27 protein-coding genes and 2 pseudogenes are annotated in these 25,906 nt (G+C 70.4%); 4 read left to right on the top strand and 25 right to left on the bottom strand.

Going from position 1 to position 25,906, the window contains the following annotated elements:
• Window positions 1-132 precede the first annotated feature (132 nt).
• From ACZ418_RS06835 to ACZ418_RS06820, 4 genes are all read right to left on the bottom strand, one after another.
• The gene (locus ACZ418_RS06835; RefSeq protein WP_468357983.1) at window positions 133-831 is read right to left on the bottom strand and encodes an aggregation-promoting factor C-terminal-like domain-containing protein; all 699 of its coding nucleotides are present in this window, start codon (window positions 829-831) and stop codon (window positions 133-135) included.
• 396 nt (window positions 832-1,227) lie between these two features.
• Entirely contained in the window at window positions 1,228-2,553 is a 1,326-nt protein-coding gene (locus tag ACZ418_RS06830; protein ID WP_351799110.1) for a PhoH family protein, read from the bottom strand.
• 345 nt (window positions 2,554-2,898) lie between these two features.
• Window positions 2,899-3,672, bottom strand: a complete 774-nt coding sequence (locus tag ACZ418_RS06825) for an isoprenyl transferase (RefSeq protein ID WP_451002562.1) — start codon at window positions 3,670-3,672, stop codon at window positions 2,899-2,901.
• A 744-nt stretch (window positions 3,673-4,416) separates the two neighbouring features.
• Window positions 4,417-5,199: a class I SAM-dependent methyltransferase gene (locus tag ACZ418_RS06820; RefSeq protein ID WP_468357978.1), complete on the bottom strand. Its 783-nt coding sequence runs from the start codon at window positions 5,197-5,199 to the stop codon at window positions 4,417-4,419.
• Between the two features lie 68 nt (window positions 5,200-5,267).
• Between ACZ418_RS06820 and ACZ418_RS06815 the strand changes: the two genes are divergently transcribed.
• A complete protein-coding gene (locus tag ACZ418_RS06815; RefSeq protein ID WP_468357975.1) occupies window positions 5,268-5,765 on the top strand; it encodes a DinB family protein in 498 nt (165 codons plus the stop codon).
• Between the two features lie 226 nt (window positions 5,766-5,991).
• Here ACZ418_RS06815 and ACZ418_RS06810 read toward each other — a convergent pair whose 3' ends face one another.
• Complete coding sequence (locus ACZ418_RS06810; protein WP_468357972.1) at window positions 5,992-6,480, bottom strand: GNAT family N-acetyltransferase; 489 nt, start codon at window positions 6,478-6,480, stop codon at window positions 5,992-5,994.
• Window positions 6,481-6,524: 44 nt separating this feature from the next.
• Window positions 6,525-7,398: pseudogene (locus ACZ418_RS06805) on the bottom strand (LLM class flavin-dependent oxidoreductase).
• A 92-nt stretch (window positions 7,399-7,490) separates the two neighbouring features.
• On the opposite strand from ACZ418_RS06805, the gene ACZ418_RS06800 reads away from it, so the two are divergent.
• The gene (locus tag ACZ418_RS06800) at window positions 7,491-7,931 is read left to right on the top strand and encodes a DUF192 domain-containing protein (RefSeq protein ID WP_468357969.1); all 441 of its coding nucleotides are present in this window, start codon (window positions 7,491-7,493) and stop codon (window positions 7,929-7,931) included.
• Window positions 7,932-7,966: 35 nt separating this feature from the next.
• On the top strand, window positions 7,967-8,389 hold the full coding sequence (locus ACZ418_RS06795) for a DUF3224 domain-containing protein (RefSeq protein ID WP_468357966.1): 423 nt from the start codon (window positions 7,967-7,969) through the stop codon (window positions 8,387-8,389).
• Window positions 8,390-8,452: 63 nt separating this feature from the next.
• Here ACZ418_RS06795 and ACZ418_RS06790 read toward each other — a convergent pair whose 3' ends face one another.
• The 14 genes from ACZ418_RS06790 to ACZ418_RS06725 all read right to left on the bottom strand — a co-directional run bounded on the left by ACZ418_RS06790 (window position 8,453) and on the right by ACZ418_RS06725 (window position 19,613).
• The gene (locus ACZ418_RS06790) at window positions 8,453-9,070 is read right to left on the bottom strand and encodes an OmpA family protein (RefSeq protein ID WP_468357963.1); all 618 of its coding nucleotides are present in this window, start codon (window positions 9,068-9,070) and stop codon (window positions 8,453-8,455) included.
• A gap of 7 nt (window positions 9,071-9,077) precedes the next feature.
• Window positions 9,078-9,659 carry a hypothetical protein gene (locus ACZ418_RS06785; protein ID WP_468357960.1) on the bottom strand — a complete coding sequence of 194 codons (582 nt, stop codon included), beginning with the start codon at window positions 9,657-9,659 and terminating at the stop codon, window positions 9,078-9,080.
• Window positions 9,660-9,693: 34 nt separating this feature from the next.
• On the bottom strand, window positions 9,694-10,278 hold the full coding sequence (locus ACZ418_RS06780; protein ID WP_468358907.1) for a pilus assembly protein TadG-related protein: 585 nt from the start codon (window positions 10,276-10,278) through the stop codon (window positions 9,694-9,696).
• Window positions 10,278-10,475 (bottom strand): Flp family type IVb pilin, encoded by a 198-nt coding sequence (locus tag ACZ418_RS06775; RefSeq protein ID WP_351239101.1) that lies wholly within the window; start codon window positions 10,473-10,475, stop codon window positions 10,278-10,280. The genes ACZ418_RS06780 and ACZ418_RS06775 overlap by 1 nt, the downstream gene beginning before the upstream one ends.
• Before the next feature lie 125 nt (window positions 10,476-10,600).
• Window positions 10,601-11,356 carry a response regulator gene (locus ACZ418_RS06770; protein WP_468357957.1) on the bottom strand — a complete coding sequence of 252 codons (756 nt, stop codon included), beginning with the start codon at window positions 11,354-11,356 and terminating at the stop codon, window positions 10,601-10,603.
• A gap of 11 nt (window positions 11,357-11,367) precedes the next feature.
• Window positions 11,368-12,684 carry a sensor histidine kinase gene (locus ACZ418_RS06765; protein WP_468358904.1) on the bottom strand — a complete coding sequence of 439 codons (1,317 nt, stop codon included), beginning with the start codon at window positions 12,682-12,684 and terminating at the stop codon, window positions 11,368-11,370.
• Between the two features lie 79 nt (window positions 12,685-12,763).
• Window positions 12,764-13,651, bottom strand: coding sequence for a DUF5936 domain-containing protein (locus ACZ418_RS06760; protein WP_451555826.1), 888 nt, complete (start codon window positions 13,649-13,651; stop codon window positions 12,764-12,766).
• Window positions 13,652-13,670: 19 nt separating this feature from the next.
• A complete protein-coding gene (locus tag ACZ418_RS06755) occupies window positions 13,671-14,615 on the bottom strand; it encodes a type II secretion system F family protein (protein WP_468357954.1) in 945 nt (314 codons plus the stop codon).
• A 7-nt stretch (window positions 14,616-14,622) separates the two neighbouring features.
• The gene (locus ACZ418_RS06750) at window positions 14,623-15,960 is read right to left on the bottom strand and encodes a CpaF family protein (protein WP_468357951.1); all 1,338 of its coding nucleotides are present in this window, start codon (window positions 15,958-15,960) and stop codon (window positions 14,623-14,625) included.
• Between the two features lie 16 nt (window positions 15,961-15,976).
• A complete protein-coding gene (locus ACZ418_RS06745; protein WP_468357948.1) occupies window positions 15,977-16,321 on the bottom strand; it encodes a TadE/TadG family type IV pilus assembly protein in 345 nt (114 codons plus the stop codon).
• A gap of 1 nt (window position 16,322) precedes the next feature.
• Window positions 16,323-16,703 carry a TadE/TadG family type IV pilus assembly protein gene (locus ACZ418_RS06740; protein ID WP_468357945.1) on the bottom strand — a complete coding sequence of 127 codons (381 nt, stop codon included), beginning with the start codon at window positions 16,701-16,703 and terminating at the stop codon, window positions 16,323-16,325.
• Between the two features lie 7 nt (window positions 16,704-16,710).
• Window positions 16,711-17,952, bottom strand: coding sequence for an AAA family ATPase (locus ACZ418_RS06735; RefSeq protein WP_468357942.1), 1,242 nt, complete (start codon window positions 17,950-17,952; stop codon window positions 16,711-16,713).
• A gap of 12 nt (window positions 17,953-17,964) precedes the next feature.
• Window positions 17,965-18,672, bottom strand: a complete 708-nt coding sequence (gene cpaB / locus ACZ418_RS06730) for a Flp pilus assembly protein CpaB (RefSeq protein ID WP_468357939.1) — start codon at window positions 18,670-18,672, stop codon at window positions 17,965-17,967.
• A gap of 59 nt (window positions 18,673-18,731) precedes the next feature.
• A complete protein-coding gene (locus ACZ418_RS06725) occupies window positions 18,732-19,613 on the bottom strand; it encodes a hypothetical protein (protein WP_468358901.1) in 882 nt (293 codons plus the stop codon).
• 315 nt (window positions 19,614-19,928) lie between these two features.
• On the opposite strand from ACZ418_RS06725, the gene ACZ418_RS06720 reads away from it, so the two are divergent.
• Complete coding sequence (locus ACZ418_RS06720; RefSeq protein WP_468357936.1) at window positions 19,929-21,644, top strand: chitinase; 1,716 nt, start codon at window positions 19,929-19,931, stop codon at window positions 21,642-21,644.
• A gap of 296 nt (window positions 21,645-21,940) precedes the next feature.
• Here ACZ418_RS06720 and ACZ418_RS06715 read toward each other — a convergent pair whose 3' ends face one another.
• The 5 genes and pseudogenes from ACZ418_RS06715 to ACZ418_RS06695 form a co-directional block, all read right to left on the bottom strand.
• A complete protein-coding gene (locus ACZ418_RS06715; RefSeq protein ID WP_468357933.1) occupies window positions 21,941-22,540 on the bottom strand; it encodes a hypothetical protein in 600 nt (199 codons plus the stop codon).
• Window positions 22,541-22,816: 276 nt separating this feature from the next.
• Window positions 22,817-23,535, bottom strand: a pseudogene (locus tag ACZ418_RS06710) (GntP family permease); the annotation flags it as partial.
• A 79-nt stretch (window positions 23,536-23,614) separates the two neighbouring features.
• Window positions 23,615-24,025 carry a RidA family protein gene (locus ACZ418_RS06705; RefSeq protein ID WP_468357930.1) on the bottom strand — a complete coding sequence of 137 codons (411 nt, stop codon included), beginning with the start codon at window positions 24,023-24,025 and terminating at the stop codon, window positions 23,615-23,617.
• A 22-nt stretch (window positions 24,026-24,047) separates the two neighbouring features.
• A complete protein-coding gene (locus ACZ418_RS06700; RefSeq protein ID WP_468357927.1) occupies window positions 24,048-24,842 on the bottom strand; it encodes an IclR family transcriptional regulator in 795 nt (264 codons plus the stop codon).
• Window positions 24,839-25,885: a sugar kinase gene (locus ACZ418_RS06695; protein ID WP_468358898.1), complete on the bottom strand. Its 1,047-nt coding sequence runs from the start codon at window positions 25,883-25,885 to the stop codon at window positions 24,839-24,841. The genes ACZ418_RS06700 and ACZ418_RS06695 overlap by 4 nt, the downstream gene beginning before the upstream one ends.
• Window positions 25,886-25,906: the final 21 nt, after the last annotated feature.

Here is a 25,906-nt window from a genome sequence, read left to right as displayed (position 1 = left end):
CGTCCCCGCGTGCTCGCCACCTCTCCTCCCCCTGGAGGCATCCGGGTACGACCGTACAGGGCGAAAGCCCCTCCCCTAAGGACGGGGAGGGGCTGCGCGAGGTTGAGTGCGACCGGCAGTGACCGGACGGGCCTAGTACCAGTGGTTGGCCGACCAGAACGACCAGGCCTGGCAGGGGCTGCCGTACCGGCTGTCCATGTAGTTGAGGCCCCACTTGATCTGGGTGGCGGGGTTGGTCCGCCAGTCGGCGCCGGCCGAGGCGTACTTGCCGGCGGGCAGGGCCTGGAAGAGGCCGTAGGCACCGGAGGAGGCGTTCACGGCCTGGTAGTTCCAGCTGGACTCGTGGTCCACGATGTTGCTGAAGCACTGGAACTGGTCGGCCGCCACCATCTGACGCGCCATCGCCTGGATCTGCGCGACGCTGTAGCTGCTCTGGACGGGGAAGCTGGAGGAGTCGCGGGCGCTGTCACGGCTGGCCGCGGTCTTCGCCTCGGCGCGCGCCTTGGCCTCCTTGGCCGCCTGCTCGGCCGCCGCCTTCTTGGCGATCGCGGTCTCGGCGGCTGCCTTGCGGGCCGCCGCCTCGGCGTCCTTCTTGGCACTCGCGTCCGCGGCGATGGCCTGGGCGTCGGCCTGCTGCGTCAGGGACGCGGACTGGACCTGGGCCTGCTGACCCGCGGGTATGTCCGCGAGGAGCGTGGTGTCGGCTGCCGTCGCCTCGGCGTCGTTGTTGTTCTGCGCGACGCTGCCCGAGGCAACTCCGACGACGCTTCCGACGGCGGTGACCGCGGTGGCCGAGGCCACTGCGAATCCCCGGACCGAAATCCGGCTCACACGGTTTCCTTCCAGCATCGCCCGCTTCGGTGACCCTGGCGGACGCAATCGTGCCCCTGGCACTGGCCTCCCAACTGCGGGGTCACGGGAGGCGCGGGCCCGGTGGGCAACTCCCCCTCCGGGGAGCGCCGCGTGGTGCTCGGGCGGCATACGACGAACTCTATGGAGTTGGTGGTGCTGCTGTGGTCTGTGCCGCTGGGGGTACAGGTGTGTCGTATGCGGGGCCTGACAGGACTGAGACTCTGCCGTAACCGGACGCCGGGTGGCAATTCTGTGTTGCGTGTGAAAGCTCACATCCCGTTTGGCCCTGGGGATTTCCGGAAACCTCCGCACACCAAGCGCCGTCCGGCTAGGCTCTTGGCCTTTGCCGGACGGCGCCAATTGCGGTGCGTCGGATCAGATGTGACCGTCCTCCAGCATTTCGGTCACAAGTGCCGCAATCTGGGACCTCTCGGACCGGGTCAGCGTGACGTGTGCGAAGAGCGGATGCCCCTTCAGCTTCTCCACGACGGCGACGACACCGTCGTAGCGACCGACGCGCAGATTGTCCCTTTGCGCCACGTCATGGGTCAGAACGACCCGGGAATTCGCGCCGATTCGGGACAGAACGGTGAGAAGCACATTCCGTTCGAGGGACTGCGCCTCGTCCACGATCACGAACGCGTCGTGCAGCGAGCGGCCGCGGATATGGGTGAGCGGCAGGACCTCCAGCATTCCGCGCGCGGTGACCTCCTCGATGACCTCGCGGCTGGTGACCGCCGACAGCGTGTCGAAGACGGCCTGCGCCCACGGGCTCATCTTCTCCGCCTCGGTGCCCGGCAGATAGCCCAACTCCTGCCCGCCGACCGCGTACAGCGGCCGGAACACCATCACCTTCTGGTGCTGGCGGCGCTCCAGGACCGCCTCCAGGCCCGCGCACAGTGCCAGCGCCGACTTGCCGGTGCCGGCCCGGCCGCCCATCGAGACGATCCCGACGTCCGGGTCGAGCAGCAGGTCGAGCGCGATGCGCTGCTCGGCGCTGCGGCCCTTGATGCCGAACGCCTCCCGGTCGCCGCGCACCAGGCGGACGTTGCCCTCGGCGGTGATCCGGCCGAGCGCCTTGCCGCGCTCGGAGTGGATGGTCAGGCCGGTGTGCACGGGCAGCTCGGCGGCCTCGGGGACGTACAGATGCCCTTCCTCGAAGAGGATGTCCACCTGCTCGCCGGAGAGGGTCAGTTCGGACATTCCGGTCCAGCCGGAGTTCTCCGTGATGGCGAGTTCGGCGCGGTACTCCTCGGCGAGCAGACCGACCGAGGACGCCTTGATCCGCAGGGGCAGGTCCTTCGAGACGACGGTGACGTCGTACCCCTCGGCCTGCAGATTGCGGGCCACCGCGAGGATGCGGGAGTCGTTGTCCCCCAGGCGGTAGCCGGTGGGCAGCACGCTGGGGTCCGAGTGGTTGAGCTCGACACGGACGGTCCCGCCCAGCTCCCCGATCGGGATGGGGGCGTCGAGGCGACCGTTCTTCACCCGGTAGTCGTCCAGCAGGCGCAGGGCCTGGCGGGCGAAGTAGCCGAGTTCCGGATGGTGCCGCTTGGCCTCCAGTTCCGTGACCACCACGATGGGGAGCACGACCTCGTGCTCGTCGAAGCGGGTCAGGGCGTTCGGGTCGGCCAGCAGGACGCTGGTGTCGAGAACATAGGTGCGCCGGTCTGGCTTGTGGCGCTTTGTGCTGGTCACCACGGAAGGACGTACCCCCTCGGATGAGGTCGGGGAGCGACGAGATCGAGCTGGGCCGGTCGTCGGCCGCCCTGCACGGGCCGACAGCCGGCCCTCCGCCTCTTCGTCCGCGCTGTGACCGCACGATCGGGCTGGTGCAAAGGGCCTCCCGGGCGGACGGCCCCGTGCCGCCCGCTGAGATCCGACACCCGTGGTTCGGGTGTCGACCTGTTTGGCTTATGCCCTCGAACATGCACTGCCATGCAAAAGCGGCCACCGCCGTACCGGTGAACTCCTGGTTACGTCCGCACGAATCCGGGTGTGCGAACGCCCCGCAGCCATGGCGGCCGGCGGGGCGTCGGTCGGGCCTCAGCCGCCGTAACGGCGGTGACGTGCGGCGTAGTCACGCAGCGCGCGCAGGAAGTCGACCTTGCGGAAGGCGGGCCAGAAGACCTCGCAGAAGTAGTACTCGGAGTGCGCGGTCTGCCACAGCATGAATCCGGACAGCCGCTGCTCGCCGCTGGTGCGGATGACGAGGTCCGGGTCGGGCTGGGCGCCGGTGTAGAGATGACGGCCGATCATGTCGATGTCGACGGACTCGGCGAGGTCCTCCATCGGCACGCCCTTGTCGTGGGCGTCGAGCAGCATGGAGCGCACGGCGTCGGCGATCTCCTGCCGGCCGCCGTAGCCGATGGCCACGTTGACGAGTATGCCGTCGATGTGGGCGGTGGCCTCCTCGGCCTCCTTCAGGGTGCGTTGCATGCCGCCCGGCAGCAGGTCCATGGTGCCGACGTGGTGCACGCGCCAGCGGCCGTCGGCGGCGAGCGTGCGCACGACGTCCTCGATGATGCCGAGCAGCGGGACGAGTTCCTCCTGCGGCCGGTCGAAGTTGTCCGTGGACAGCAGCCACAGGGTGACGACCTCGACGTCGGTCTCGGTGCACCAGCCGAGGAACTCCTCGATCTTGTCCGCACCGGCCCGGTGTCCGTGGACGGTGGTGGAACCGGACGCCTTCGCCCAGCGGCGGTTGCCGTCCATGATGACGCCGATGTGCTTGGGCACCTGAGCGTGGTCCAGGTGGCCCTCCACCCGGCGTGCGTAGAGCCTGACGAGCAGGCTGCGCAGGTTGTCGCGCAGGTTCACGTGGCCCTCCGGGGGTTTGGCGGCGGGTTTGGGGTGCGGGAGGTGTTCGAGCCTACCCCGCTGGCGGCCTTGTTCTGGCCCGGGGTTTGGGGATTGGGGTCGGGGTCCTGCGAATGCGCCGTCGGGTGCGGCCGTGTGGGGGTCGATCGCACAGTTCCCCGCGCCCCTTGAGTGGGGACGCCGAGCCGGCGCCGAGCGGTTCCCGGAGCTCCCGCCGAAAGACCTGCCGAGGGGCGGGACGAAAAACGGGCCGGTCCGTGGGGGGGAGACGGACCGGCCCGAGGGGGGGTTTCCACCATAACCCTTCGTAAGGGATGGTGGGTGCATTGGCGGGACACAACTACTCTCCGGAATCACCCGGCGACGCCCTGGTGGCTCCGGAAGGCTGGGTTCAGAGGCGTCGCATCGCCGGTTCACAGTGGATTCCCAGGGATGACCGGACAGATGCGAAAGGATTCGGAGGAATCCAGACTGTTTACGCCAGCTTGCGGAGATGTCGGCAAGTTGCGCCCGGGTCCCCCCGACGGACTACCCGGCCAGCGAACGGTGACTTGACGGTTCCGGTAGGGCGACTCGGGAAGGTCGCGCGGTTTCACAGCACCGCGCAGCCCCCTCCGCTGCGCGGTGCCACCCGCGCAGGGTTTGCCGACGCGAATTACCTTGGTCTGAACTTATGTGACCGATGATGCCGATGTGAACCGCACTGCATAACGATGTGGAAACCGTTGGCAAAATGCGGGTGAATCAGCCGGGTTTGCGTACGTCGAAGAGGTGCCGGGTGCTGTGCGCCACGAACGGCCCCTCCTTCTCGATCCGCTCGTGCAGCACGCGGAGTTGGGGTTCGTACGCCGCCACCGTGAAGCCCGGGACCATCCACACCACCTTCCGCAGGAAGTGGACGACGGCGGCTATGTCGTGGAACTCCATCCGCAGCCGCTCCGCTCGCAGCCCGGCCACCTCCAGGCCCGCCGCCTCGGCGTCGGCCCGCTCCCGCTCGGGGTCCCGGCCGGAGCGCACCTCCTCGGGCAGCGGACCGAGGAAGTACTCCACCAGCTCGAAGACGCTGGCCGGACCGACATGCTGGGCGAAGTAGGTGCCACCCGGCCGCAGCACCCGGGCGATCTCGTCCCAGTACGGCCGCACCGGATGCCGGCTGAGCACCAGGTCGAAGGTCTCGTCGGCGAACGGCAGCGGCGCGTCGTCCGGGGCGGCGACCACCACCACCCCGCGCGGCCGCAGCAGCGCGGTGGCCTTGGCCACATTCGGCGGCCAGCCCTCCGTCGCGGCGGCCAGCACCGGCCGGGCGGGCTCGGCCCTGCCCAGCACGAAGTCCAGCACCTCACCGCCACCCGTCTGGATGTCCAGCACGGCCTCCGCCCGGGCCAGCCGCTCCCCCGCCGACACGGCGTACCCCCACGAGGGCCGCTCCTCACTGGCCCGCCCCTCGAACCAGGAGAAGTCCCAGCCCTCGGTGGGTACGGCGGCGCCCTCGGCCACGAGGTCTTCGAAGGAGTGGTTCACGGACATGCCTTCCATGATCGCAGGGCGCTGCCCGGCGCGGCCTGCTAATTTCCGCCCGTATGACGACTTCCCGCATGACGACCTACTCCGCCGGAGAGAAGCAGACGCTGCACGCGAGCCTGGACCGGCACCGGGACGCCGTGCTGTGGAAGCTGGACGGCCTCGACGAGGAGCAGGTGCGCCGGCCGATGACACCGTCCGGCACCAACCTGCTGGGCCTGGTGAAACATCTGGCCTGCGTGGAGTACGGCTGGTTCGTGGAGACGTTCGGCGGCGAGGCCGAGCCTTTGTGGTTCGACCCGCACGACGACATGCGGGTCACCCCCGAGGAGACGACCGAGCGGATCGTCGCCTTCTACGGCCGCGCCCGCGCCGCCGCCGATGCCGTGATCACCGGGCTGCCGCTGGACGCCCAGGGCAGCCCGGCCTGGCGGGACATCACCGTGAGTCTGCGCTGGACCCTGGTCCACATGGTGGAGGAGACCGCGCGGCACGCCGGCCACATGGACATCCTGCGGGAGCTGATCGACGGCGCCACCGGGGACCATCCGCCGGTCACCGGCGCGGGCTGACCGTGCCGTACACCGCCCCGTACGCCGCCTGGGCCGTGGCCGCGTCGAGCAGGCCGGCGTCCGGGTGACGGCGGGCCTCACGGGGCGGCGTGCCGCCGAGCTGCGGGACGCGCTCCGCTCCGCGCCAGTGCTCGTCGGCGGTGACGCAGGCGACGTGCGGGACATGGGCGTGGATCAGCGCGCCGCTGCACAGCAGGCACGGCTCGAGGGTGGACGGGGATCGAGGTCACGGGGCCGCCCCCGGACCGCCGAGCACGAGGAGGATGTGCTCGTCGTCGCCGTGCCGGACCGTGCCGGCCCGCTCGAAGCCGTGTCTCTCCAGCAGCCGGACGGAGGCGGTGTTCGCGTGGAAGGGGTCGGCGTACAGGGGCCGTACGGGCTCCAGTTCCAGGAAGAGACCGAGCGCGCGCGTGCCGACGCCGCCGCCCCAGTACGGCCGCCCGAGCCAGTAGCCGACGAACCGCCGCTCGCCCTCCGTCCAGGAAACGACGTGCCCGGCGGCCGCACCGCCCACGGTGACCGTCCGCACGAGGCAGTCGGGATCGCCGAGGATCCGCTCCCGCCAGTGCGTGAGGAAGGCGTCCCGCGGCCGGGGCGTGAATCTCGACCGCCGGACGGCTTCCGGGTCGTGCTCCTGGGCGAGGAAGGCGAACAGGTCGTCGTCCGTGACGCCCCGCAGGCCCACTTCGCTGTGCTCGTCACGCTCGTCGGTCATGTCAGGCAGTGTGGCAGCCGCCACTGACAACGCCCCCCGTCACGTCAGGGCACCAGCGGCCGTACCTCCTCGGCGGCGAACCGCACGAACCCCTCCGGGTCGGGCTCGTCCCCGGTCGGCTGGAGCACGACGGTGTCGGCACCGGCCTCGGCGAGCCGCCGTACGGCCGCGGCGACGACGCCCGCGTCCCCCGCCACCCCCACGCCCGTGGCCGACACCAGCCCCTGGTCGGCGAGTTCGGCCCGCAGTCGGGCGGAGGCGTCAGCCCCCCTGGCGGCGAGCAGATAGACGACGACCGGGTGACGCTCTCCGCGTCCCGCCTCCTTCTGCCCCTCCTCGATGCGCTGCCGGGCCCGCCGTACACCGGCCGGGGAGGTGGCGGCGGTGAGGAGGATGCCGTCGGCCTTGGCTCCGGAGAGGCGGAGGGTACGCGGCCCGGTGGCACCGGCGAAGACGGGCACCGGCTGCTCCGGCGGCCAGTCGAGGGCGACGTCGTCGAGGGAGACGTACCGGCCCCGCACGGTGAGCCGTTCACCGGCGAACAGGGCGCGCAGGGCGTCGAGATGCTCGCCGAGGAGGGTGAGCGGGGAGGCGGCACGGGCGCCGACCTGCCCCATCCAGTCCTGCACGCCATGCCCGACGACGACGGTCGCGCGGCCCGGGAACATCCGGTGCAGGGAGGCGGCCTCCATCGCGGTGACGGCCACGTTCCTGAGGGGCACGGGCAGCAGCCCGACCCCGACCCGCACCCGCTCGGTCCAGGCGAGCGCCGCTGCGGCGGTCGCCATCCCGCCCTCCCGGAAACAGTCCTCCCACAACCACAGTTCCTCAAGCCCCGCTTCGTCCGCCGCACGGGCCACCGCCCGCAGCCGCTCGGGGGGGAGGCTGGGGGCGGAAGACGACACCGAGTCCAGTCATGGAGCTCTTCCTAGTGGGGAGGAGGTGGGGTGACAAGTGGTTTCCTCCGGCGCAGAGTTGGCGGCACCGAGGGACGGCGGGAGGGGACGGACATGGGGAGACGCCGGCGGGACGGGGTCGGGAGGCTGATCGTGCCGCGGGGTGAGGGACCGGAGGACCCGCTGGTGCTTCCGCTGGAGATCTCGGCCTCTTACCGGGCCCGGACGAAGGGCCTGCTGGGCCGGGAATCGATCGCCGGGGCGATGCTGCTGTCACCGGCGAGCGGGGTCCACACCTTCGGCATGCGCATTCCGATCGACGTCGCCTACCTGGACCGCCGCCTGACCGTCCTCGCCGTCCGCACGATGCCCCCTGGCCGACTCGGCCTGCCCCGGCTGCGGGCGCGGCACGTTCTGGAGGCGGAGGCGGGGGCGATGGCGGAATGGGGAATGCGGGCGGGGGTGCGGGTGAGTGTGGAGACGGGTGGTGACACCGACGGTGTTCGCGATGCCGGTGGTCTCGGCGATTCCGGCGGTGTGGACGGCTCGGGTTGAGGGCCGTTGTCAGTGGCGCGTCCTAGCATCGCGGCATGAGAGCTTCAGGGACGTTCAAGGTCGAGGAGTTCACTCCGGCAGAGGTGCGGCTGCCGGAGCCGGGGGTCGAGACGGCGGTGCCGGTCGGGGTGGCCACGATGCGGAAGCGGTACGAGGGGGAGGTCGCCGGGGTGTCGCAGACGCTGTTCACCGCGGCGTACGACCAGTCCAGTGGGACCGGCACGTATGTCGCCATGGAGTCCTTCGAGGGCACGCTGGGTGAGCGGAGCGGCACCTTCAACTTCGCCCACTCGGCGACGACCCTCGGAGAGGGCAGAGAGGCCGAGTTCTTCGTGATCGTGCCGGGGAGCGGGACGGCAGCGCTGGCCGGGATCCGAGGGGCCGGCGGTCTGCGGATCGATGCGGACGGCACCCATCGGATCTGGTTCGAGTACGAGGTGGGAGACGGCGGTTCCTAGAGTTCCACCGACTGCGCCACCGTATACGCCTCGGCATCTCATCTTCCGAAATCGGGGTAGCGGTCAGCTCTCCGAGCGCGGAAAGGACACCTCGACGCGGCGGTTCTTCCTCCTTCCCTCCTCGGTGGAGTTGTCCGCGATCGGGTACTGCTCGCCGTAGCCGCGGACCTCGAAGGTGATGTTCGAGTCGTTCAGGTCCTGGTCCAGAACGGCCTGTACGGCGTTGGCGCGCTGCCTGGACAGGATGTCGCCGTGGGCGGACGAGCCGAGGTTGTCGGTGAAGCCGAAGACGCGGACCTGGGTCGCGTTCTGCTTCTTGATCTCGTCGGCGATGGTGGCGATCCGGGCCTTGGCCTCTCCGCTGAGCTTGGCGCTGTCCTTGCCGAAGAGGACTTCGGCCTGGAGAGCGAAGGTCACGTCGGCGTTGGTGTCCTCGCGTCGCTCGTCCCCGCTCTGGTCCTCCACGACCGACTTGATGTCCAGCACCTTGGGCGCGGCGAGGGTGGCGCCCTCGGGGAGCTTGAGGTCGGGGTCGGTGGGGTCGATCTTCACCGGGGCGGCGGCGGAGGGCGCGGTGTCGGGGGGCTGGCTGGGGTCCGTGTCGTCGGCTTGGGCGGGGGTGGCAGTGAGGAGGAGGGTGGCGGTGAAGGCGAGTGTGAGGGCGAGACGGGGTGTGGTCACTTCGGCCTCACCCGGAGATCTTGATGGTGGCGGAGGAGAGGGTGGGCAGCTGGAGGGTCACCTCGGTGGTGTCCGTGGGCGGGGAGGGGAACTGCATGAAGACCGGCAGCGACTGACCCGCCTTGAGCGTGCCGAGGCCGGTTGTAGTGAGCGGGCGGCCCTCTGTGTCGCGCAGTACGTAGTAACGCTTCTTGCCCTTGGAGTCGACAAGGGTGGCTCCACCCAGGGACGGGCCGTTCTTGGTGATCTCGGTTTCATTGCCGCTGAGGGCCGACGGGATGAGCAGATCACCGGCCCCGTCGTTCTTCAGGGTGCCGTTCACGGTGACGAAGCCACCAGAATCACGCTGCACGGAGGTGATCTGGAGAAGCAGGCCATCCGAACCCTTCAGTTCGGCCAGCGGTTGGTCCGACTGCCCCTCCTGTGCGCTCGGGCCGGAGTTGCCACCCTGGGAAGCGGACGCGGAGCTGTGCGGCTTCTTGTCGTCGCCGGCGCCTCCGCCGCAGCCGGCCACACCGACAGCCAGACCAGCCGCAACGGCCAATGCGACCATCCCCCTGCGGGCCTTCGCAGTGAACCGAATGCTCATCGCTCCGCTTCCTTCGTCATTGATCGTTCGCTCGTCAGTCGGCCAGGTGGACGTCGAAGAGGTCTTCGGGCTTCGGCAGCCCCGTTGGGTCGTCCGGCTTCAGATGCCAGACCTTGCCCTTGCAGGTGAGTTCGGGCAGCGCGGCGCCGTCGGCGCCCTCGCCGGGGAAGGTACAGAGGAACTTGATCTCGGCGGTGGCGGAAGCCCTTGATTTATAGTTCTCCGACCCCGGCACCACAGACCTGCCGACGGACTTGTTGGTCCGCACGTCGACCCGGTACTTCAGCAGCCCTTGCGGAGAGCAGCCTGTCAGCGAGGCATCGTTCTGCGCGGCGAGTCGGCCGGCCCGCAAGCACGGGTTGACGTCGAGCGTCACCCTGCCGTCGAAGACGTCCTGCCACTTCTTGGGGTCGGCCAGCACGTTCACCCACTGGGCCGTGAGCTGGTCCCGCGCGTTCTGGGCCGCCGCAAGGGCTGCCGCATCCGCAGCTGTCTGGGCGCCGCTGCGATTCACCGACGCCTGGCCGACCGCGAGGTAGGCCAACGCAAGAAAGAGCAGGCCTGCCACCACCGTGATGTAGATGGGGAAGGCCTGCCCTGCGTCGCGGCGTGGAGGAATCAGCCGCCGGTGACCTCGCTGATCTTGTTCCTGATCGCGTCGAAGATCGTCTGACCGATGCTCGTACCCGTGATCGCCAACACGATCGCCACCACCACCGCGATGATGCCGAGGTACTCCACCGCAGTCTGCCCCTTGTCGCTGCGAGCCACTCGGGCTTGCAGGTACGCGACGGTGGTGTTGAACCAGTTGCTCATGGTGGTCCCCTTCGGGTTCGCCTCCGATCCGGGAAAGGTACGTCGGCAACCAGCACGCGTCAGAGGGCCCCAGGACCCAACCCCGGACCCATTCCCCCCGCCGTCCGCTCCCCCACGCCCCCACCTCAGGCCACCCCCAGCCACTTCGCGGCCGCCTGGGACCGGGTGGTGGTCTGGAGCTTGGCGAAGATGCGGTTGATGTGGTTCTTGACCGTCTTCTCGGAGATGAAGCACGCGGCGGCGATCTGCTGGTTGGTCATGCCGGACGCGATGAGGTCCATGATCTCCGCCTCCCTCGTGCTCAGCCGGAAATGTGAACGGAACGACTGTCCCATGGGAGATTGCAGTTGCGAAAGAACTTGGGGTGTGTTTTTCCCCAAGAATTCCGGGACTTGAGGTTCCGCCTGTGCAGGTGCACTCACCCGCAACTCCGTCAGTAACGCCTTCGCCGCCCCCGGAGTCACATGCGGCCGCCCCTCCCGGACATCCCGCACCGCGCGCACCAACTGCTCCGTCGTGAACTCGCCGTGCACCAGGTATCCCCCCGCTCCCAGCCGCAACGCCTCCCGCACGGTCTCCGTCTCGTGGCTGTAGGTGAGCATCATGACCGGCGCCAGCCGTACCAGGTGCGGCAATGCCGAGATTCCGTCGACTCCGGGCATGCGGACGTCGAGGAGGATGACGTCCGGGCGGTGTCGTACGGCCGCCTCGTAGGCCTCCCGGCCGTCCGTCGCCTCCGCCACCACCGTGGTGTCCTCGCGGCCGGAGAGCAGGGCCGTCAGGCCCGCCCGGACCACGGGGTTGTCGTCGGCCACCAGCAGACGCAGGGGAGGGGGAGGCGGTGGCGAGGGGGCCTCGGGCCAGGGGGTGCTGTGCTGCATGGTGCCTCCTCTCAGGGTTCCCTGGACGCGGGGTCGGAGTCGTTCACCAGCGACAACGGGAGTTCCACGCGTACCTCCGTGCCCCGTTCGTGGTCGCCCCTGCCGATGCGGATCCTCGCGCCCACCTGCGCGGCTCGCTCCACCATGCCGAGCACGCCGAAGTGGCCGGAGTCGCGGAGCCGTTCGAGTGTGGTGCCGGGCGGGAGGCCTCGGCCGTCGTCGTGGACCGTGAGGCGCAGCAGGCCTCCGTGCAACGCCGCCCGTACTTCGACCCGGGTCGCGCACGCGTGGCGGTAGGCGTTCTCCAGCGCCTCCGTGGTGATGGCGAGGAGGTGACGGGCCAGGGGGGCGGCCAGCGGGGGGAGACGGTCCGGGTCCAGGTCCGGGCAGGTGACCCGGAGGCCCGTGCGCGCTGTGAAGTCCCGCGCCGTCTCCGTCAGTTCCTGCCACACCGTCGTCCCGCCCCCGTCGAACGCCTCCGGCTGCTCTCGCCGCAGGTCCGTCAGCAGTTCCCGTGACTCCGCCGCCGCCCTGCGTGCCGAGCGGGACACCAGGTCCGCCTGTTGCCGGATGCGGTCCGGGTCGGGGGCGTCGGCGGAGACGGTGGCCGCCAGGCCGTCCGCCGCGAGGGCCACTCCGTAGAGGGTCTTGGCCACGGAGTCGTGCATCTCGCGGGCGAGCCGGGCGCGTTCCGCGCTCACCGCCTCCGCCGCCGCGAGGCGCGCCTGGACCGTCGTCAGGGCGTGGGTCGCGGCGCCGAAGCGGAGCATCAGGTTTCGCAGGGTCGAGCCCATGGCGCCGGAGATCACGCACAGACCGGGGAGCAGGAGGGCCTCGGCCACCGGGGCGTGGCGGTCGGCCTTCAGGGTGGCGTGGACCAGCAGCAGGATCAGGGACTGGAGGGAGGCGAAGCAGGCCGCGCCGCGCCAGCTGTAGACCAGGCCGGCCAGGAGCGGGGTGCAGACGCTGACGTAGGCGAGGGTGGTGTCCGGGCCGGCCGAGATCAGCAGGAGCGAGCCGAAGAGGGTATCGGCGGCGAGGAGGCTGGGGTGGCGCAGGAGGAGCGGGCCGAAGCGCTCCCAGTCGCGGAACAGGACGTACGACACCATGAACGTCACGACCACGGCCGCGCCGACCAGGCGGACGCCCAGGCCGGGGGCCGCGTTGAGGAGCGCGGCCGGGGCCGCCACGGCGATCATGGCCAGCCGGAAGCCGAAGACCTGCCGGCACATCGCCTGCAGGGCACGGATCTGGAGCTTCTCCGAGGGTTCGGCGGTGGCGGGATCCGTAGCGGCGGTCGTCCGCCGGCGGCGTACGAACCAGCCCATGACTGCGCGCACCCGGCCGCCACCGCCGGAGAACACTCCTCCCCCGCGCCCCGTCAGTCCGGCCACCGTCACGTGTGCCTCACTTCCCGGTGAGCGAGCCGAAGTCCACGCCGGAGCCGAGGATCAGGCCGGCGCCCAGCAGCAGCATCGTGGCCGGGACCATGAACGTGGTGATCATCAGCGTGGCCTTGGGCACCGCACGGGCGGCCTTGCGGCGGGCGTTCTGCGCGTCGGTGCGGCGCATGTCCTTCGCCAGGGAGACCAGCGTGTCCACGATGGGGGCGCCCAGTTCCTCCCCCTGCTGCAGTGCCGTCACGAACATCGCCACCTGTTCCGAGTCGTTCCTCCGTCTCAGCTCCGCGAAGGCCTGGCGGCGGCTCATGCCCAGGTCCATCTGGCGGAGGGTGATGCGCAGTTCGTCCGCCCAGGGGCCCTCGTACCTCGTCGCCACCCGGTCCAGGGCCTGGCGGAAGCCCAGCCCCGCGCTGACCACCACCGCCAGCACGTCCAGGAAGTCCGGCAGCGTGCGCTCGATGACGTCCCTGCGGACCCGGATCGCCGACCAGATGCCCACCTCCGTCCAGAACGCGCCGAAGAGCAGCAGCAGTACGGCCACGAACCACTGGCCGCGCAGCAGGAACACCAGGCAGCCGACCCCGCCCAGCGCGCCGTACACCGCGCGGCGGGCCGCGTACCGGTCGATGGTCAGGCCGCCGGGGTTGCCCGCGAGGTCGATCTTGCGGCGGTACTTGGCCACCAGGCGCGGGCCCATCAGGCGCAGCACGGCGGGGGCGTAGCGCATGCCCATCCGGTCGATGACCGAGCCCACCGCGCCGGTGCGGGTGGCGCCGACCTCCAGGGCCACCGCCAGGTCGCCGGGGAGTTTGGCGTCCGCCCGGTACATGCGGAGGCCGGCGAAGGCGCCCCAGACGCCGAGTCCCATCAGCAGGGCGAGCAGGAATCCCACCATCGGGCCGACCCTCCCCTCACACGTCGATCCGGCTCAGGCGCCGGATGAGGACGAATCCGACGGCGTACATCGCGAAGGCGATCAGCACGCAGGCCTGGCCGACCGGTGAGCCGGTCATGCGGGCCAGCGCGCCGTCCTTCACGGCGTTCATGAGGAAGAGCGCGCCGACGCCGAGGACGGGGACGGCGTACGACGTCATGGTCACCTGGGAGAGCTGGGTGCGGATCTCACGCCGGGTCTCCTTGCGTTCCTCCAGGGTCTCGGTCAGGTTCCGCAGGGCCGACACCACCTGGCCGCCCGCCCGGTTGGACAGGACCAGGGTCGTGACGAGGACGACCAACTCCCGGGACGGCAGCCGGTCCGCCAGCTCGCCGAGCGCGTCGTCGAGGGACTGGCCGATGGCCAACTGGTCGGAGACCTTGGCCAGTTCCTCGCCGGCCGGGGCCTCCAGTTCCTCCGCCGCCATGCCGATCGCGGTGCGCAGGGCGAGGCCCGCCTGGGTGGCGTTGGCCAGGATGCGGGCGAGTTCGGGGAGTTGGTTGATGAAGCGCTCGATGCGTTTCTGCCGCTGCCAGTTGAGGAACTGCACCGCCGCCCAGATGCCGAGGAGGCCGGCGAGCGGCCCGAAGAAGGGGGCCAGGGTGGCCTGGCCGATCAGCCAGAGCGCGGCGACCGTGGCGAGCATGTAGACGAAGAACTCGCCCGGGGTGACGTCCAGTCCGGTCGCCGCCAGGCGCAGTTCCAGCCAGCGGCCGAGGCGGGTGCGGCGCAGTCGCCGGTCCAGGTCGCGGAAGCGGCGCGTGCGGCCGCTCGCCGGGACCGGGCCGGTGTGGGTGAGCCGGTCCACGAGGGCCGCCCGCTGGGCCCGGCCCGAGGCGTAGGCGTGCACGCCGGCCACCGCCAGGACACAGGTCAGCAGCGTCACTCCGGTGGTGAGCTGGACGAGGGTGTGGAGTTCCATGGGGGGCCTACCTGGCTTCTCGGGTGGCGAGCTGGTCCACGGAGTGGGCGACTCCGAAGGCCTGCGGGATGGGCTGGCTCGCCATGTAGAGGCGGTCGGCGGTACGGCGGGGCAGCGGGAAGTACTGGAAGCTGCCGTACACGCGGCCGTCGGGGGTCATGGGCTGGGCGTCGAACCGGGCCACGGTCGCGATCCGGTACGGCTCCCCGCCGTGGCTGTCGAGGAGCGCGATCTCGGTGATCCGGCGGGCGCCGTCGGCGAACCGGGTGAGTTGGACGATGACGTCGACCGCGCTGTTGATCTGGTCGTGGAGGGCTACGAAGGGGACCTCGACGTCGGACATGGAGGCGAGGGTCTGCAGCCGGGTGAGCGCGTCCTCGGCGCTGTTCGCGTGCACGGTCGCCAGCGATCCGTCGTGGCCGGTGGACATCGCCTGGAGCATGTCGAGGGACTCGCCGCCGCGGACCTCACCGACCACGATCCGGTCCGGGCGCATGCGGAGGGAGTTGCGGACGAGGTCGCGGATGGTGACCTGGCCCTTGCCCTCGACGTTCGGCGGCCGTGACTCCAGCCGGACCACGTGCGTCTGCTGGAGCTGGAGCTCGGCGGAGTCCTCGATGGTGATGATGCGTTCGTGGGACGGGATCAGGCCCGACAGCGCATTCAGCAAGGTCGTCTTTCCCGTACCCGTGGCGCCCGAGACGATGATGTTGAACTTCGCCTGCACCAGCCCGGCCAGCAGATAGACCATGTGCTCGTCCAGCGAGCCGAAGGAGATCAGCTCCTGGAGGGTGAAGGAGCGCGGGAAGCGGCGGATGGTGAGGATCGGGCCGGTCAGCGACAGCGGCGGGATGATCACGTTGACGCGCTCGCCGGAGGGCAGGCGGGCGTCCACCATCGGGTTCGACTCGTCCACCCGGCGGTTGACGGTGGACACGATCCGCTCGATGGTCTGCATCAACTGGTCGGCGGAGACGAACCGCAAGGGCAACTGCTCGACGCGGCCGCCTCGCTCGACGAAGATCGCGTCGGGGCCGTTCACCATGATCTCGGTGATCGACGCGTCTTCGAGGAGGGGCTCCAGGATGCCGAGGCCCAGCGCCTCGTCCACCACCCGGCGGATCAGCTGCGAGCGCTCGACCGTCGACAGCACCGGGCCCTCACGGCTGATGATGTGCCCGAGCACCCGCTCAAGGCGCGCCCGGCGTTCGGCCGCCGCGAGCGAACTCATCTCCGCGAGGTCGATCTCCTCCAGCAGCTTGGCCCGGTAGGAGGCGACGAGATGCCCGTCCTCGCCCCGGCTGCCGTGCTCCTCCGGAGTGCTGATGCGTGCGCGCAGGCTCATGTCGGCACCTCCTTGCTCAGTGGTCGAGCGGCATGGTGGCGGACTTGGTGGCGTCGCCGAAGTCCCAGATGACCTTCGGGATCTTCACCGTGGCGGTGACGGTCACCGAGGCATCTCCTGGTTCCTCGCCGCACCTCACGCTGAGTGCGCCGCTGACGGCCTCGGAGCACGCCTGCTGGGCGTCCTGCCGCAGAGAGGCCGCCCGCGCCCCCGCCCGGGCCGCCGTACCGGCCTGCTCGGCGGCGTAGGCAATGGCCCCGATCTGGATGCCGGCCATGGCCACGATCAGCAGAACCGGGATGAACCCGAGGTACTCGATGGCGACTTGGCCCCTGTCCCGCCGTCCGCGCCGGTACGACATCTCAGCCCTTCACCTCCTCGACGGCACCGGCGTGGCCGGTCACCGTGGCCGGGAAGTCGATCAGACCGGGGAAGAGGACGGGGACGTGCAGCCTGACGTCGGCCGTCACATAGCCGCTGCCGCCACAGGACACCTTCGCGCTCCCCCTCCAGGCCGCCGACAGATGCTTGAGCCCCGCCGTCGAGCAGGCCGCGTCCCTCGCGCCCCCCGGCGCCGCAGCCGTCCCCGCCCGCACCGCCTCGTCGGCAGCATTCCCGGCAAGCGTGAAGGTGTACCCCACGAGCACGGCCTGCCACACGAGCACCAACGTCAGGACGATCAGCGGCGTCATCCCGAGGAACTCGATGCTCACCTGCCCCTGATCCCCGCCCCGCCTTCTCATGGAGCACTCACTCCTTCCGCCGCCGGAACCCGCCCGGACCACGCCCGCTCCCCCGATGGCCCGCAGACCCCTCGGCCGCCCGCACCAGCCCCAGCTCCCCCGCGAGCCCCCACAACGCCTGCTTCACCGTGCTCTTGCTGTCGAGCTCATGGACCCGGCCGGCGTCGACAACGGCCTGAAGTTCCTTGAAATTGGCGGGAATCGCCGTACGCGCCAGCGCCGTCCCGGTGATGCGCTGCACGAGCGCGGGCTGGATCTCCGTACTGCGCGTGTGCCGGTTGACGACCACGGTCGTCTCCTCGGCCTTGCGGATCTGCAGCCGGTCCCACATCCGTACGGTCCGCTTGGCGGCGCGGACGGCGATGACGTCCGGGGTGGTGACCAGCAGCGCGATGTCGGCCATCTCCACCACCGCCGCACCTGCCCCGCTCAACTGGGCGCCGCAGTCGACGACGACCACCTCGTAGCGGGAGCGCAGGGCGCTGACGATCTGGCGGGCGGCGCGGTCGGTGACCTCCTCGCCGCGTTCACCCTCGCCGGGCGCGAGGAGCAGGGCGAGCCCGGTGTCGTGGCGGAAGACGGCGTCGGCGAGGACCCGCGGCGAGATGTCGGTGATCGCGGCCAGGTCGGCCACGGACCGGCGGAACTGGATGTCCAGGTAGGAGGCGATGTCCCCGGTCTGCAGATCCAGGTCGACCAGGGCCGTCGCCCGCCCGGAGGCCTGCGCGGCGAGGGCCAGCTGGATCGCCGCCAGGGTGGCACCCACGCCCCCCTTCGCGCCGCTGACCGTGACGACCGTGCCGCCGACCCCGCCGAGCATGTCGGAGGCGCCGTGGCCGAGGTGACGCCGTACCCCGGTCGACCACTGGGCGACGGCCTGGACCCGGCTGGCGAGTTCCTCGTACGACAGCGGGAGCGCGACCAGGCCACGGGCGCCGGAGTCCATGGCGGCGGAGAACAGACCGGGGCCGGCGTCGGTGGTGACGAGGATGACGCCGACGGCGGGGAAACGGAGCGCGACCTCGCGGATCAGCTCCAGGGCCGGGACCGGGCCGATCCGCTCGTGCACGACGACGACTTCCGGGAGTTCGTCCACGGACTCGGCGGCGAGGTGGGCGAGGGTGTCGACGAGCTGGGTGGAGTCACCGACCGGCGGCTGGGGTTCGGCGTCGGGGAGCTGGCTGAGCAGGGTGGTCAGGGAGCGTACGGCGTCCGGGTCGGCTCCCGCCGGGAGGATCCTGGTAGGCATGCGGGCCGCCTCTCACTTGTCCGTCGCGAGTTCGTAGGTGCGGTCCTTGTCCGGGACGCTGGTCTCGCTGCCGGGCGCCACCAGTGCGAGCCGGACGCGCTGGGCGAAGGACTCGGCGTAGGTGATGCGCTGGGCGTCGAGGGTGGACAGCGCGAAGGTGATGGGGACGGCCTCGCTGGGCTGCTGCTGGTTCTTGCTCTGGTCCGGGTCGAGGGCGGTGATCTGGCCGACGTCGAGGACCCGGGCGTCGGTGACGATGATCTTCGACTGGTCCGGGTCGCCTTCCTTCTTTCCGGAGAAGGTGGCGTACACGTTGACGTGCGATCCGGGGGTGATCTTCCCCGCCACACCGGTCGCCGCGTCGATCATGATGGCGACCTCCTGCTGTCCGGGCTGGAGGGCGGGCTGGTCGACGACCATGTCGGTCTGGAGCAGGGAGCCCTTGCGCAGGGTGGTGACGGCGATCTTGCCCTGGATCTGCCGCAGATCCGTGACCGCGTTGTCCGACAGCCACCGCTTGGGCATCTCGATCTTCTCGAACTGACCGGCGTCCAGGGCGGTGTACGGCTTCACATCGGACCGCACTCGATAGGCGGTGACCTCCGGTCCGACCTTGGAATTGACGTTGTGGACGACGGAGAGCACGCCGGCGAACGCGCCGAGAGCGCACAGGACCGACAGGATCAGGAGTATCACGCCGCGGCGCTGACGGGAGTTCATGAACCGTGCAACCTCATTGGGGGAATCGGTCGAGCGGACTGGGGACGTACGGGGCGGGGTCAGGCGGGCGTGCGCTGTTCCAGGGCGCGGGGCGCGGCGGGTTCGTAGGCGGGCGGGGTGGCGGAGCAGAAGACACAGCGGTCGCCGATGACGTCCAGTCCGCACCAGTGACAGGCGGTCTGCCGTACCGATGTGACGAGTTGGTAGAGAACGGACAGGTCGGCGAGGTAGCTGCAGAACTCGGTCATGCGGCCGGTGCCCCACCACACCGGGGACTCGGCGGGCAGCGGGACCTCGCGCAGCCCGTGCACACTCCACTGCCCGGCGAGTCCGGCGACCCAGTCACCCTGTGTCTGCCCCTTGGCGACGAGCATCCAGGTGTTGAACTCGGGCCCTTTGAGCGTGACACCGGGCCCTATGCGCACGAGCTGGGGCTCCGGATGCGCGAGCACGGCGAACTGGCTGCCGGGCACCCAGGACTTGGCGTGCGCCTTCAGCCCGACCGGCACCCGGTCCAGCCTGGCGACCGAGCCGAGCACGGCCCCGGCGTGGATGTAGTGGGTGAGCAGCCGCCCGGCGGAGGCGAGCACGCCCGGGCTCAGATCGCAGGAGGCGAGCTGCCGGAGCTGCCGGGCGAGCACGGCGATGCCCAGCGGGGGCAGCTCCGGCCGGAAGAGGGCGATGCGATCGCTCTCCAGCAGTGAGCGCAGGGTGTGCAGCCGTCGTACGACGGGCTCCGGAGTGGCCGCCGAGCAGACGACGACCACATACCCGTACTGCTCGGTCAGGGTGTGGAGTTCGGTGAGCGCGTGGTCCAGGGGCCGCTGGTCGAGGCCGCCGAGCACGACGGGCGGCATGGTCCGTTCGTCCTGCGCCGGCAGTGCCATGTCGGCACTGGTCACGGCAATGGCAGTTGGCACGCGCAGCTCCCCGCTCTTCACACTCGCCGGCCCACGGAGGTAACTCCCGTCCACCGGGACGACTTCACTGCGTGACTATGTGAGCACTGTATCCACGGCCGTATGACCGGAGAACAGCGTTTGTGAAGCTCGCATGGAACTCTCTGGTCACAACTCCCGCCAAATCCGGACAGCTTGCGCGTCGATCCGGAAGCCGATTTGGTCTGGACCTCTTGACACCCCGATTGGTCTGGACCAACTTGTATGCCCGACGGCGGCGACCACATCTCTCCCCCTCCCCCTTTCCGCCCCCCGAGGCTCCCTCTTCTCCGACTCCATTCCCCACCGGAGGCCCCAGTGGACCATGCACCAGGCATACCCAGACCCCGCGGACGGCGAATCACCCTGTGGTCCGCCACCACGGCCCTGGCCCTCTCCGTGGCGGGCCTCACCGTGGCCGCAGGCCCGGCCTCAGCGGCGGACGTGAACAACGTCAAGAACGCCGGCTTCGAGTCGGGCCTGTCCAACTGGACGTGTACGGCGGCCAGCGGCACGACGGTCTCCTCCCCGGTCCACTCCGGTTCCTCCGCACTGAAGGCGACCCCGGCCGGCCAGGACGACGCCCAGTGCACCCAGACGGTCGCGGTCAAGCCCAACTCGACGTACACGCTCGGCGCATGGGTCCAGGGCGGCTACTCCTTCCTGGGCGTGACGGGCACGGGCACGACGGACGTGTCCACATGGACGCCGGACACATCCGCCTGGAAACAGCTGTCCACGACCTTCACCACGGGCGCGTCGACGACCTCGGTCACGATCTACACGCACGGCTGGTACGGCCAGGCGGCCTACTACGCCGACGACGTCTCGGTCTACGGCCCCGACGGCGGCGGAGGCGGCGACCCGACCCCGACGGTCCCGGCCGCGCCCACCGGCGTGGCGGTCTCCGGTACGACATCCTCCTCCGTCTCGCTGTCCTGGTCCCCGGTCTCGGGCGCGACGGGCTACAACGTCTACCGCGACGGAACGAAGGTGACGGCGGTGACGGGAACGTCGGCGACGGTGACGGGCCTGACGCCCTCGACCTCGTACTCCTTCCAGGTGACGGCGACGAACGCGGCGGGCGAGTCGGCGAGGTCGGCGTCGGTGACGGCCATGACGGCCTCCGGCGGCAGCGGCGGCGGCTCCGTGCCCAAGCACGCGGTGACCGGCTACTGGCAGAACTTCAACAACGGCGCGAAGGTCCAGAAGCTGTCGGACGTCCCCTCCTCCTACGACATCATCGCGGTGGCCTTCGCGGACGCGACGTCGACGCCGGGTGCGGTGACCTTCAACCTGGACTCGTCCGGCCTGGGCGGCTACACCGTCGACCAGTTCAAGGCGGACATCAAGACCAAGCAGGCGGCCGGCAAGAAGGTCATCATCTCGATCGGCGGCCAGAACGGCACGGTGTCGATCAACGACTCGGCGTCGGCGACGAACTTCGCGAACTCCGTCTACTCCCTCATGCAGACGTACGGCTTCGACGGCGTGGACATCGACCTGGAGAACGGCCTCAACGCGACGTACATGACCCAGGCGCTCCGCGCCCTGTCGGCAAAGGCCGGCTCGTCCCTGGTCATCACGATGGCCCCGCAGACGATCGACATGCAGTCCACGTCGAACGCCTACTTCCAGACGGCCCTGAACGTGAAGGACATCCTCACGGTAGTCAACATGCAGTACTACAACAGCGGTTCCATGCTGGGCTGCGACGGCAAGGTCTACAGCCAGGGCTCGGTGGACTTCCTCACCGCCCTCGCCTGCATCCAGCTCCAGGGCGGCCTGGCCCCGTCCCAGGTGGGCCTCGGCCTCCCGGCCTCGACCAGCGCGGCGGGCAGCGGCTATGTCTCCCCCACGGTGGTCGACAACGCCCTGGACTGCCTGACGGCCGGCACCAACTGCGGCACCTTCAAGCCGTCCAAGACCTACCCGGACCTGCGGGGCGCGATGACCTGGTCGACGAACTGGGACGCGTCGGCGGGCAACGCATGGTCGAACGCGGTGGGAGCACATGTGCACGCGCTGCCGTGACATGAGCTTCGCCCAGCGACGACGCCCGGGCCCTCAGCGGTGCCCGGGCTTCCTCGCACGCTGGGGACGCGGCCGGCAAATCCCCGCCGAACCCACCCGGCGTGCATGCGAGACGCGACCGCGCCCCTCACCGACGGGACGCACACAGCCGACCCAGGGGCCCGGTACCGGTCAGGCCCAACGGCCACTTGTTCACTCGCCGACGAGCAACTCCGGCCACGCCGCCGTCAGCTCACATCACCCAGATTCACGAAGCAGCACTGCGCATCAGGGTCGGTACCCGAGCCGCGCCCCCTTCATCGACTCCCTGAAGGGGACTCCTCGGCGTCCTCGAAGTACGCGTCCAGCACCGCGTCCAACTGCTCGTCCCACTCCTTGAAGCGCGCCCTGGCCGCCGCCTCGATCTCGATCGGGTACCAGCGACGGTCAGGGGTGTGCACGGTGATCGTGTAGCGCTTGCCGAAGCGGGGGGACTCCGTCTCGACCGCCGCGATCTCGTCCCAGCGGAACTCGCAGGCCTCCTCGTCCAGCCGGAGGCGTACGCCCTTGCGGTCGGCCACGATCTTCGCCCTGCGGTCGGAGGCCTCGAAGGCCGGGCCGTCGTCCGGACCGTCGTCGTCCGCGGACTCCGTGACTTCCTCGGTCGTACCGGTCGTCCCGGCCTTCCCGGTCGCCGCTGTCTCCTCGGGCGCCTTCGAGTCCTCCGGCTCCGCCGACGCCTCCAGCTCCTCCGGCTCCGCCGACGCCTCCGCGTCCTCCGGCTCGCCGGGCTTGGCCTGCGCCGGAACCGTGATTCCGGGGATGAACGCCGGGTCGAAACCGGCGCCCGTCACAGGACCGGCCTTCAACGGCTCGGCCTCGGACGGCTTGCTGCTCGCTCCTGTGCGCTGCTCCACGGCGGCAGTATGGACGACTTCCCTGTGCCGGAACCAGTCAGCCCGCTCATCCCCGGTTTCACTTACGTCACGTTCATACGAACACACTCACCATCGCCGCCACCGCGAACCGTCCAGGTGCGCAGCGTGTCCCGTTCGCTGATGCCGAAGTACTTGGCCACCATCCAGCTGCATCCATCAGCGCGCTCCGCGCGCGGGCGCCGTCGCTGACGTGCGAGGCGAAGATGGAGCCGGCCGACACAGCCGTGAGGACCAGGGCCACGAAGGGCTCGGAGTGACCGTGGCGAGCGGGACCGGATGCTCCTGGGGTGCCACGCCCTGGGCGCGCTGTTCGGTCACGACCGCCCGCCAGGCGGAGTACGCCCAGGCGGCCAGTACGGCCGGGATGCCGCAGACGACGCCCATGAGGATGATCCAGCCGAGCTGGACGTGGAGGAGGCCCGCGGCGGCGACCGGGCCCGGGTGCGGGGGCAGGAAGGCGTGGGTCATCGAGAGGCCGGCCAGCAGGGGGAGGCAGTAGAGCAGGATGGACTTGCCGCCGCGCTTGGCCGCCGCGTAGACGAGCGGGGCCAGCACGAAGATGCCCACGTCGAAGAAGACCGGGATGCTGAAGATCAGGCCCGTCAGGCCCATCGCCAGGGGGCACGGCGCTCGCCGAACAGGGCCGGCAGGCGGGCCGCGAGCACCTCCGCTCCGCCGCTGACCTCCAGGATCGCGCCGAGCATCGTACCGAGGCCGATGATGATCGCGACGTGGCCGAGGATGCCGCCCATGCCGGACTCGATGGTGGAGACGGCGTCGGAACGCTGGACGGTACCGAAGAGCTCGGTGACCGAAAGGCCGGCCAGCAGGCCCACGGCTGTGGAGACGGCCACGAGCGCCACGAAGGGCTGCAGCCGGGCCTTGATGATCAGGAACAGCAACAAGGCTATGCCGAGGGCCGCGACCGTGAGGAGGCCGGGCGTGCCGTCGACGAGGAGGAGCAGGTCGGGCAGGGGATCGCCGCGCGGCGGCCCGGGGGTGGGGGCCGCCGTACCGTGAAGGGACGTGCGGGCGGTGAGGGATCGTCAGGGCTCAGCCGAGTACGGCGAGCGCGTCGATCTCGATGAGGAGGCCGGCCGGGAGACCGACGTAGACCGTGGTCCGGGCGGCGGGCGGCTGGGTGAGGCCCTGCTCCTCGAAGTAGGTGTTGTAGATCTCGTTCATCTCGGCGAAGTGGTCCACGTCGGTGAGGTAGACGCGGATCATCATCACGTCGTCCCAGCCCGCGCCGCCCTCTTCGAGGATCGCCTTGACGTTGGCGAGGGTCTGGAGGGTCTGCTCACGCAGGGTGGGACCGGCCGGTGTCGGGGGCTTGCCCTCCTCGGCGGGCAGGAAGCCGACCTGGCCGGCGACCTGGAGGATGTTGCCCTTCTTCACGCCGTGGGAGAACTTCGCGGGCGGGGTGGTGTGGGTCTTCGGGGTCAGCGCGATCTTGTCGGTCATACGGTGGGGTCCTTCGTCTCGGTCATTCGGGGTCCTTCGTGGGGTCCGACACCGGCGTTGTGGGGCCCGACACCGGCGTTCTTCCGGAGTACTCGCCGCTGATCGCGTCCGCGGTACGGCGGACCTGCGGGAGCAGCGTGAGGAGTTCCTCGGCGGTGACGACCACGTTCGGCGCGGACACCGACATCGCGGCGACCACGCGGCCGTCGGCGCCGCGGATGGGGGCGGCGACGCAGTTGATGGACTCCTCGTGGCCACCGAGGTCGGTGGCCCAGCCCTGTTCGCGGACCTTCTCCAACTCCCGCAGGAAAGCTGGTGCGTTGGGGGTCGAACGGGGCGTGTACAGGGGGTATTCGAGCTTGTCCGCGAGGGCGCGGCGCTCGGGTTCGGGCAGGTCGGCGAGGAGGAGTTTGGCCACGGCCGCGACGGTGATGGCGACGGGCTTGCCGATCCGCGAGTACATGCGGACCGGGTAGCGGCTGTCCACCTTGTCGATGTAGAGGACCTCGCCCTCCTCGTACACGGCGAGGTGCACGGTGTGCCCGCAGGCCTCGTTGAGGCGCACGAGGTGGGGGTGGGCGATCTCGCGGACGTCGAGGTTCTCCATCGCCTCCTGGGCGAGGGCGAAGAGGCGGGCGCCGAGGCGGTAGCGCTGGTCGGACTGGCGGTAGACCAGGCCGTGCTCGTGCAGGGTGCGCAGGAGGCGGAGGGCCGTGGATTTGTGTACGCCCAGTCGGTCGGCGACCTGGCCGAGGTCTGCGGGGCCCTCCGCGAGGAGCGGCAGGATGCTCAGGGCGCGGTCTACGGTCTGACTCATGGGGTGTTCGCCTCCTCCGTCGCCCGCTCGGCCTGCGTCCAGCCGGGGGCGAGTCGAAGTCTCCCCCATGCGGTGGCGTCCAGGGCGGTCAGGCGGTCGGCGTGCTGCCGGGTGGGGGGTGTGGCCAGGTCGCCGGGTGTGGTGAGGGCCGCCGCGGCGAAGAGGTGGCCGAGCCGGAGGCGGCTGCGCAGGGGGAGGTCGCGGAGGGTGCCGGAGAGGAAGCCGGCGGCGAAGGCGTCTCCGGCGCCGGTGGTTGCTACGACGTCCACGCGGAGGGCGGGTTCGAAGGGGGCCGGGGTTGCGGTGGGCCGGCGCCGTTCGAACGCCGTCGCGCCCTTCTCGCCCTGCTTCACCACCAGCACCCCCGGCTCCGGAAGTGCCGCTCGGATCGCCTCCGGCCCGCCGGTGATGCCCCAGGCCTGCTCCGCCTCGTCCTCGCCGACGAAGACGATGTCCGCTCGGCGGGCCAGGTCGAGCAGCACGCGCGGCCCCTCGGGGCTCCGCCACAGGGCCGGGCGGTGGTTCACGTCGAAGGACAGCAACGGGCGCCCCGGGCGGGCAGCCGTCAGCGTCTGCATCAAGGCTCCGCACTCCTGGGACAGCGCCGCCGTGATGCCCGAAAGGTGCAGCACCCGCCCCGCCCGCACCGCCGGCAGATCCACGTTGGCCACCGACATCGCCGACGCCGCCGAACCCGCCCGGTAGTACGCGACCTCGTGCGCGCCCGTGCTCCGGTCGCCGGCCGTGCGGAAGTAGACGCCGGTCGGGCGGGCCGGGTCCCGGGACACGGACGAGACGTCGACGCCGTACCCGGCGATGCGCTCCACCAGGTGGTCGCCGAAGCCGTCCGCGCCGACCCGGCCGACCCAGCGGGCGGTGTGCCCGGCGGCGGCCAGTACGCAGGCCACGTTGGACTCGGCGCCGCCGATCGCGCGGTCGAAGGAGGGCACGTCCGCTAGGCGGCCCGGCCGCCGGGGCAGGAAGGTGACCATGGACTCGCCGAGCGCCACGACCTCGACGGCGTAAGCAGCGTCGTTGATGATGACTCCTGTCCGATGTCCGGG

This window comes from Streptomyces sp. NPDC030820 (assembly GCF_055572075.1).
The sequence above is the reverse complement of the archived record's forward strand: the minus strand, read 5'-3'. Positions and strand labels throughout refer to the sequence as shown.

What these genes read in the sequence shown, in the direction of transcription:
- ACZ418_RS06820 (WP_468357978.1), bottom strand. Translation starts at nt 5,199, where the DNA reads ATGTCCGTGAACCACTCCTTCGAAGACCTCGTGGCCGAGGGCGCCGCC.
- ACZ418_RS06815 (WP_468357975.1), top strand. Translation starts at nt 5,268, where the DNA reads ATGACGACCTACTCCGCCGGAGAGAAGCAGACGCTGCACGCGAGCCTG.
- ACZ418_RS06810 (WP_468357972.1), bottom strand. Translation starts at nt 6,480, where the DNA reads ATGACCGACGAGCGTGACGAGCACAGCGAAGTGGGCCTGCGGGGCGTC.
- ACZ418_RS06800 (WP_468357969.1), top strand. Translation starts at nt 7,491, where the DNA reads ATGGGGAGACGCCGGCGGGACGGGGTCGGGAGGCTGATCGTGCCGCGG.
- ACZ418_RS06795 (WP_468357966.1), top strand. Translation starts at nt 7,967, where the DNA reads ATGAGAGCTTCAGGGACGTTCAAGGTCGAGGAGTTCACTCCGGCAGAG.
- ACZ418_RS06785 (WP_468357960.1), bottom strand. Translation starts at nt 9,659, where the DNA reads ATGAGCATTCGGTTCACTGCGAAGGCCCGCAGGGGGATGGTCGCATTG.
- ACZ418_RS06775 (WP_351239101.1), bottom strand. Translation starts at nt 10,475, where the DNA reads ATGAGCAACTGGTTCAACACCACCGTCGCGTACCTGCAAGCCCGAGTG.
- ACZ418_RS06770 (WP_468357957.1), bottom strand. Translation starts at nt 11,356, where the DNA reads ATGCAGCACAGCACCCCCTGGCCCGAGGCCCCCTCGCCACCGCCTCCC.
- ACZ418_RS06765 (WP_468358904.1), bottom strand. Translation starts at nt 12,684, where the DNA reads ATGGGCTGGTTCGTACGCCGCCGGCGGACGACCGCCGCTACGGATCCC.
- ACZ418_RS06755 (WP_468357954.1), bottom strand. Translation starts at nt 14,615, where the DNA reads ATGGAACTCCACACCCTCGTCCAGCTCACCACCGGAGTGACGCTGCTG.
- ACZ418_RS06750 (WP_468357951.1), bottom strand. Translation starts at nt 15,960, where the DNA reads ATGAGCCTGCGCGCACGCATCAGCACTCCGGAGGAGCACGGCAGCCGG.
- ACZ418_RS06745 (WP_468357948.1), bottom strand. Translation starts at nt 16,321, where the DNA reads ATGTCGTACCGGCGCGGACGGCGGGACAGGGGCCAAGTCGCCATCGAG.
- ACZ418_RS06740 (WP_468357945.1), bottom strand. Translation starts at nt 16,703, where the DNA reads ATGAGAAGGCGGGGCGGGGATCAGGGGCAGGTGAGCATCGAGTTCCTC.
- ACZ418_RS06735 (WP_468357942.1), bottom strand. Translation starts at nt 17,952, where the DNA reads ATGCCTACCAGGATCCTCCCGGCGGGAGCCGACCCGGACGCCGTACGC.
- cpaB (WP_468357939.1), bottom strand. Translation starts at nt 18,672, where the DNA reads ATGAACTCCCGTCAGCGCCGCGGCGTGATACTCCTGATCCTGTCGGTC.
- ACZ418_RS06705 (WP_468357930.1), bottom strand. Translation starts at nt 24,025, where the DNA reads ATGACCGACAAGATCGCGCTGACCCCGAAGACCCACACCACCCCGCCC.
- ACZ418_RS06700 (WP_468357927.1), bottom strand. Translation starts at nt 24,842, where the DNA reads ATGAGTCAGACCGTAGACCGCGCCCTGAGCATCCTGCCGCTCCTCGCG.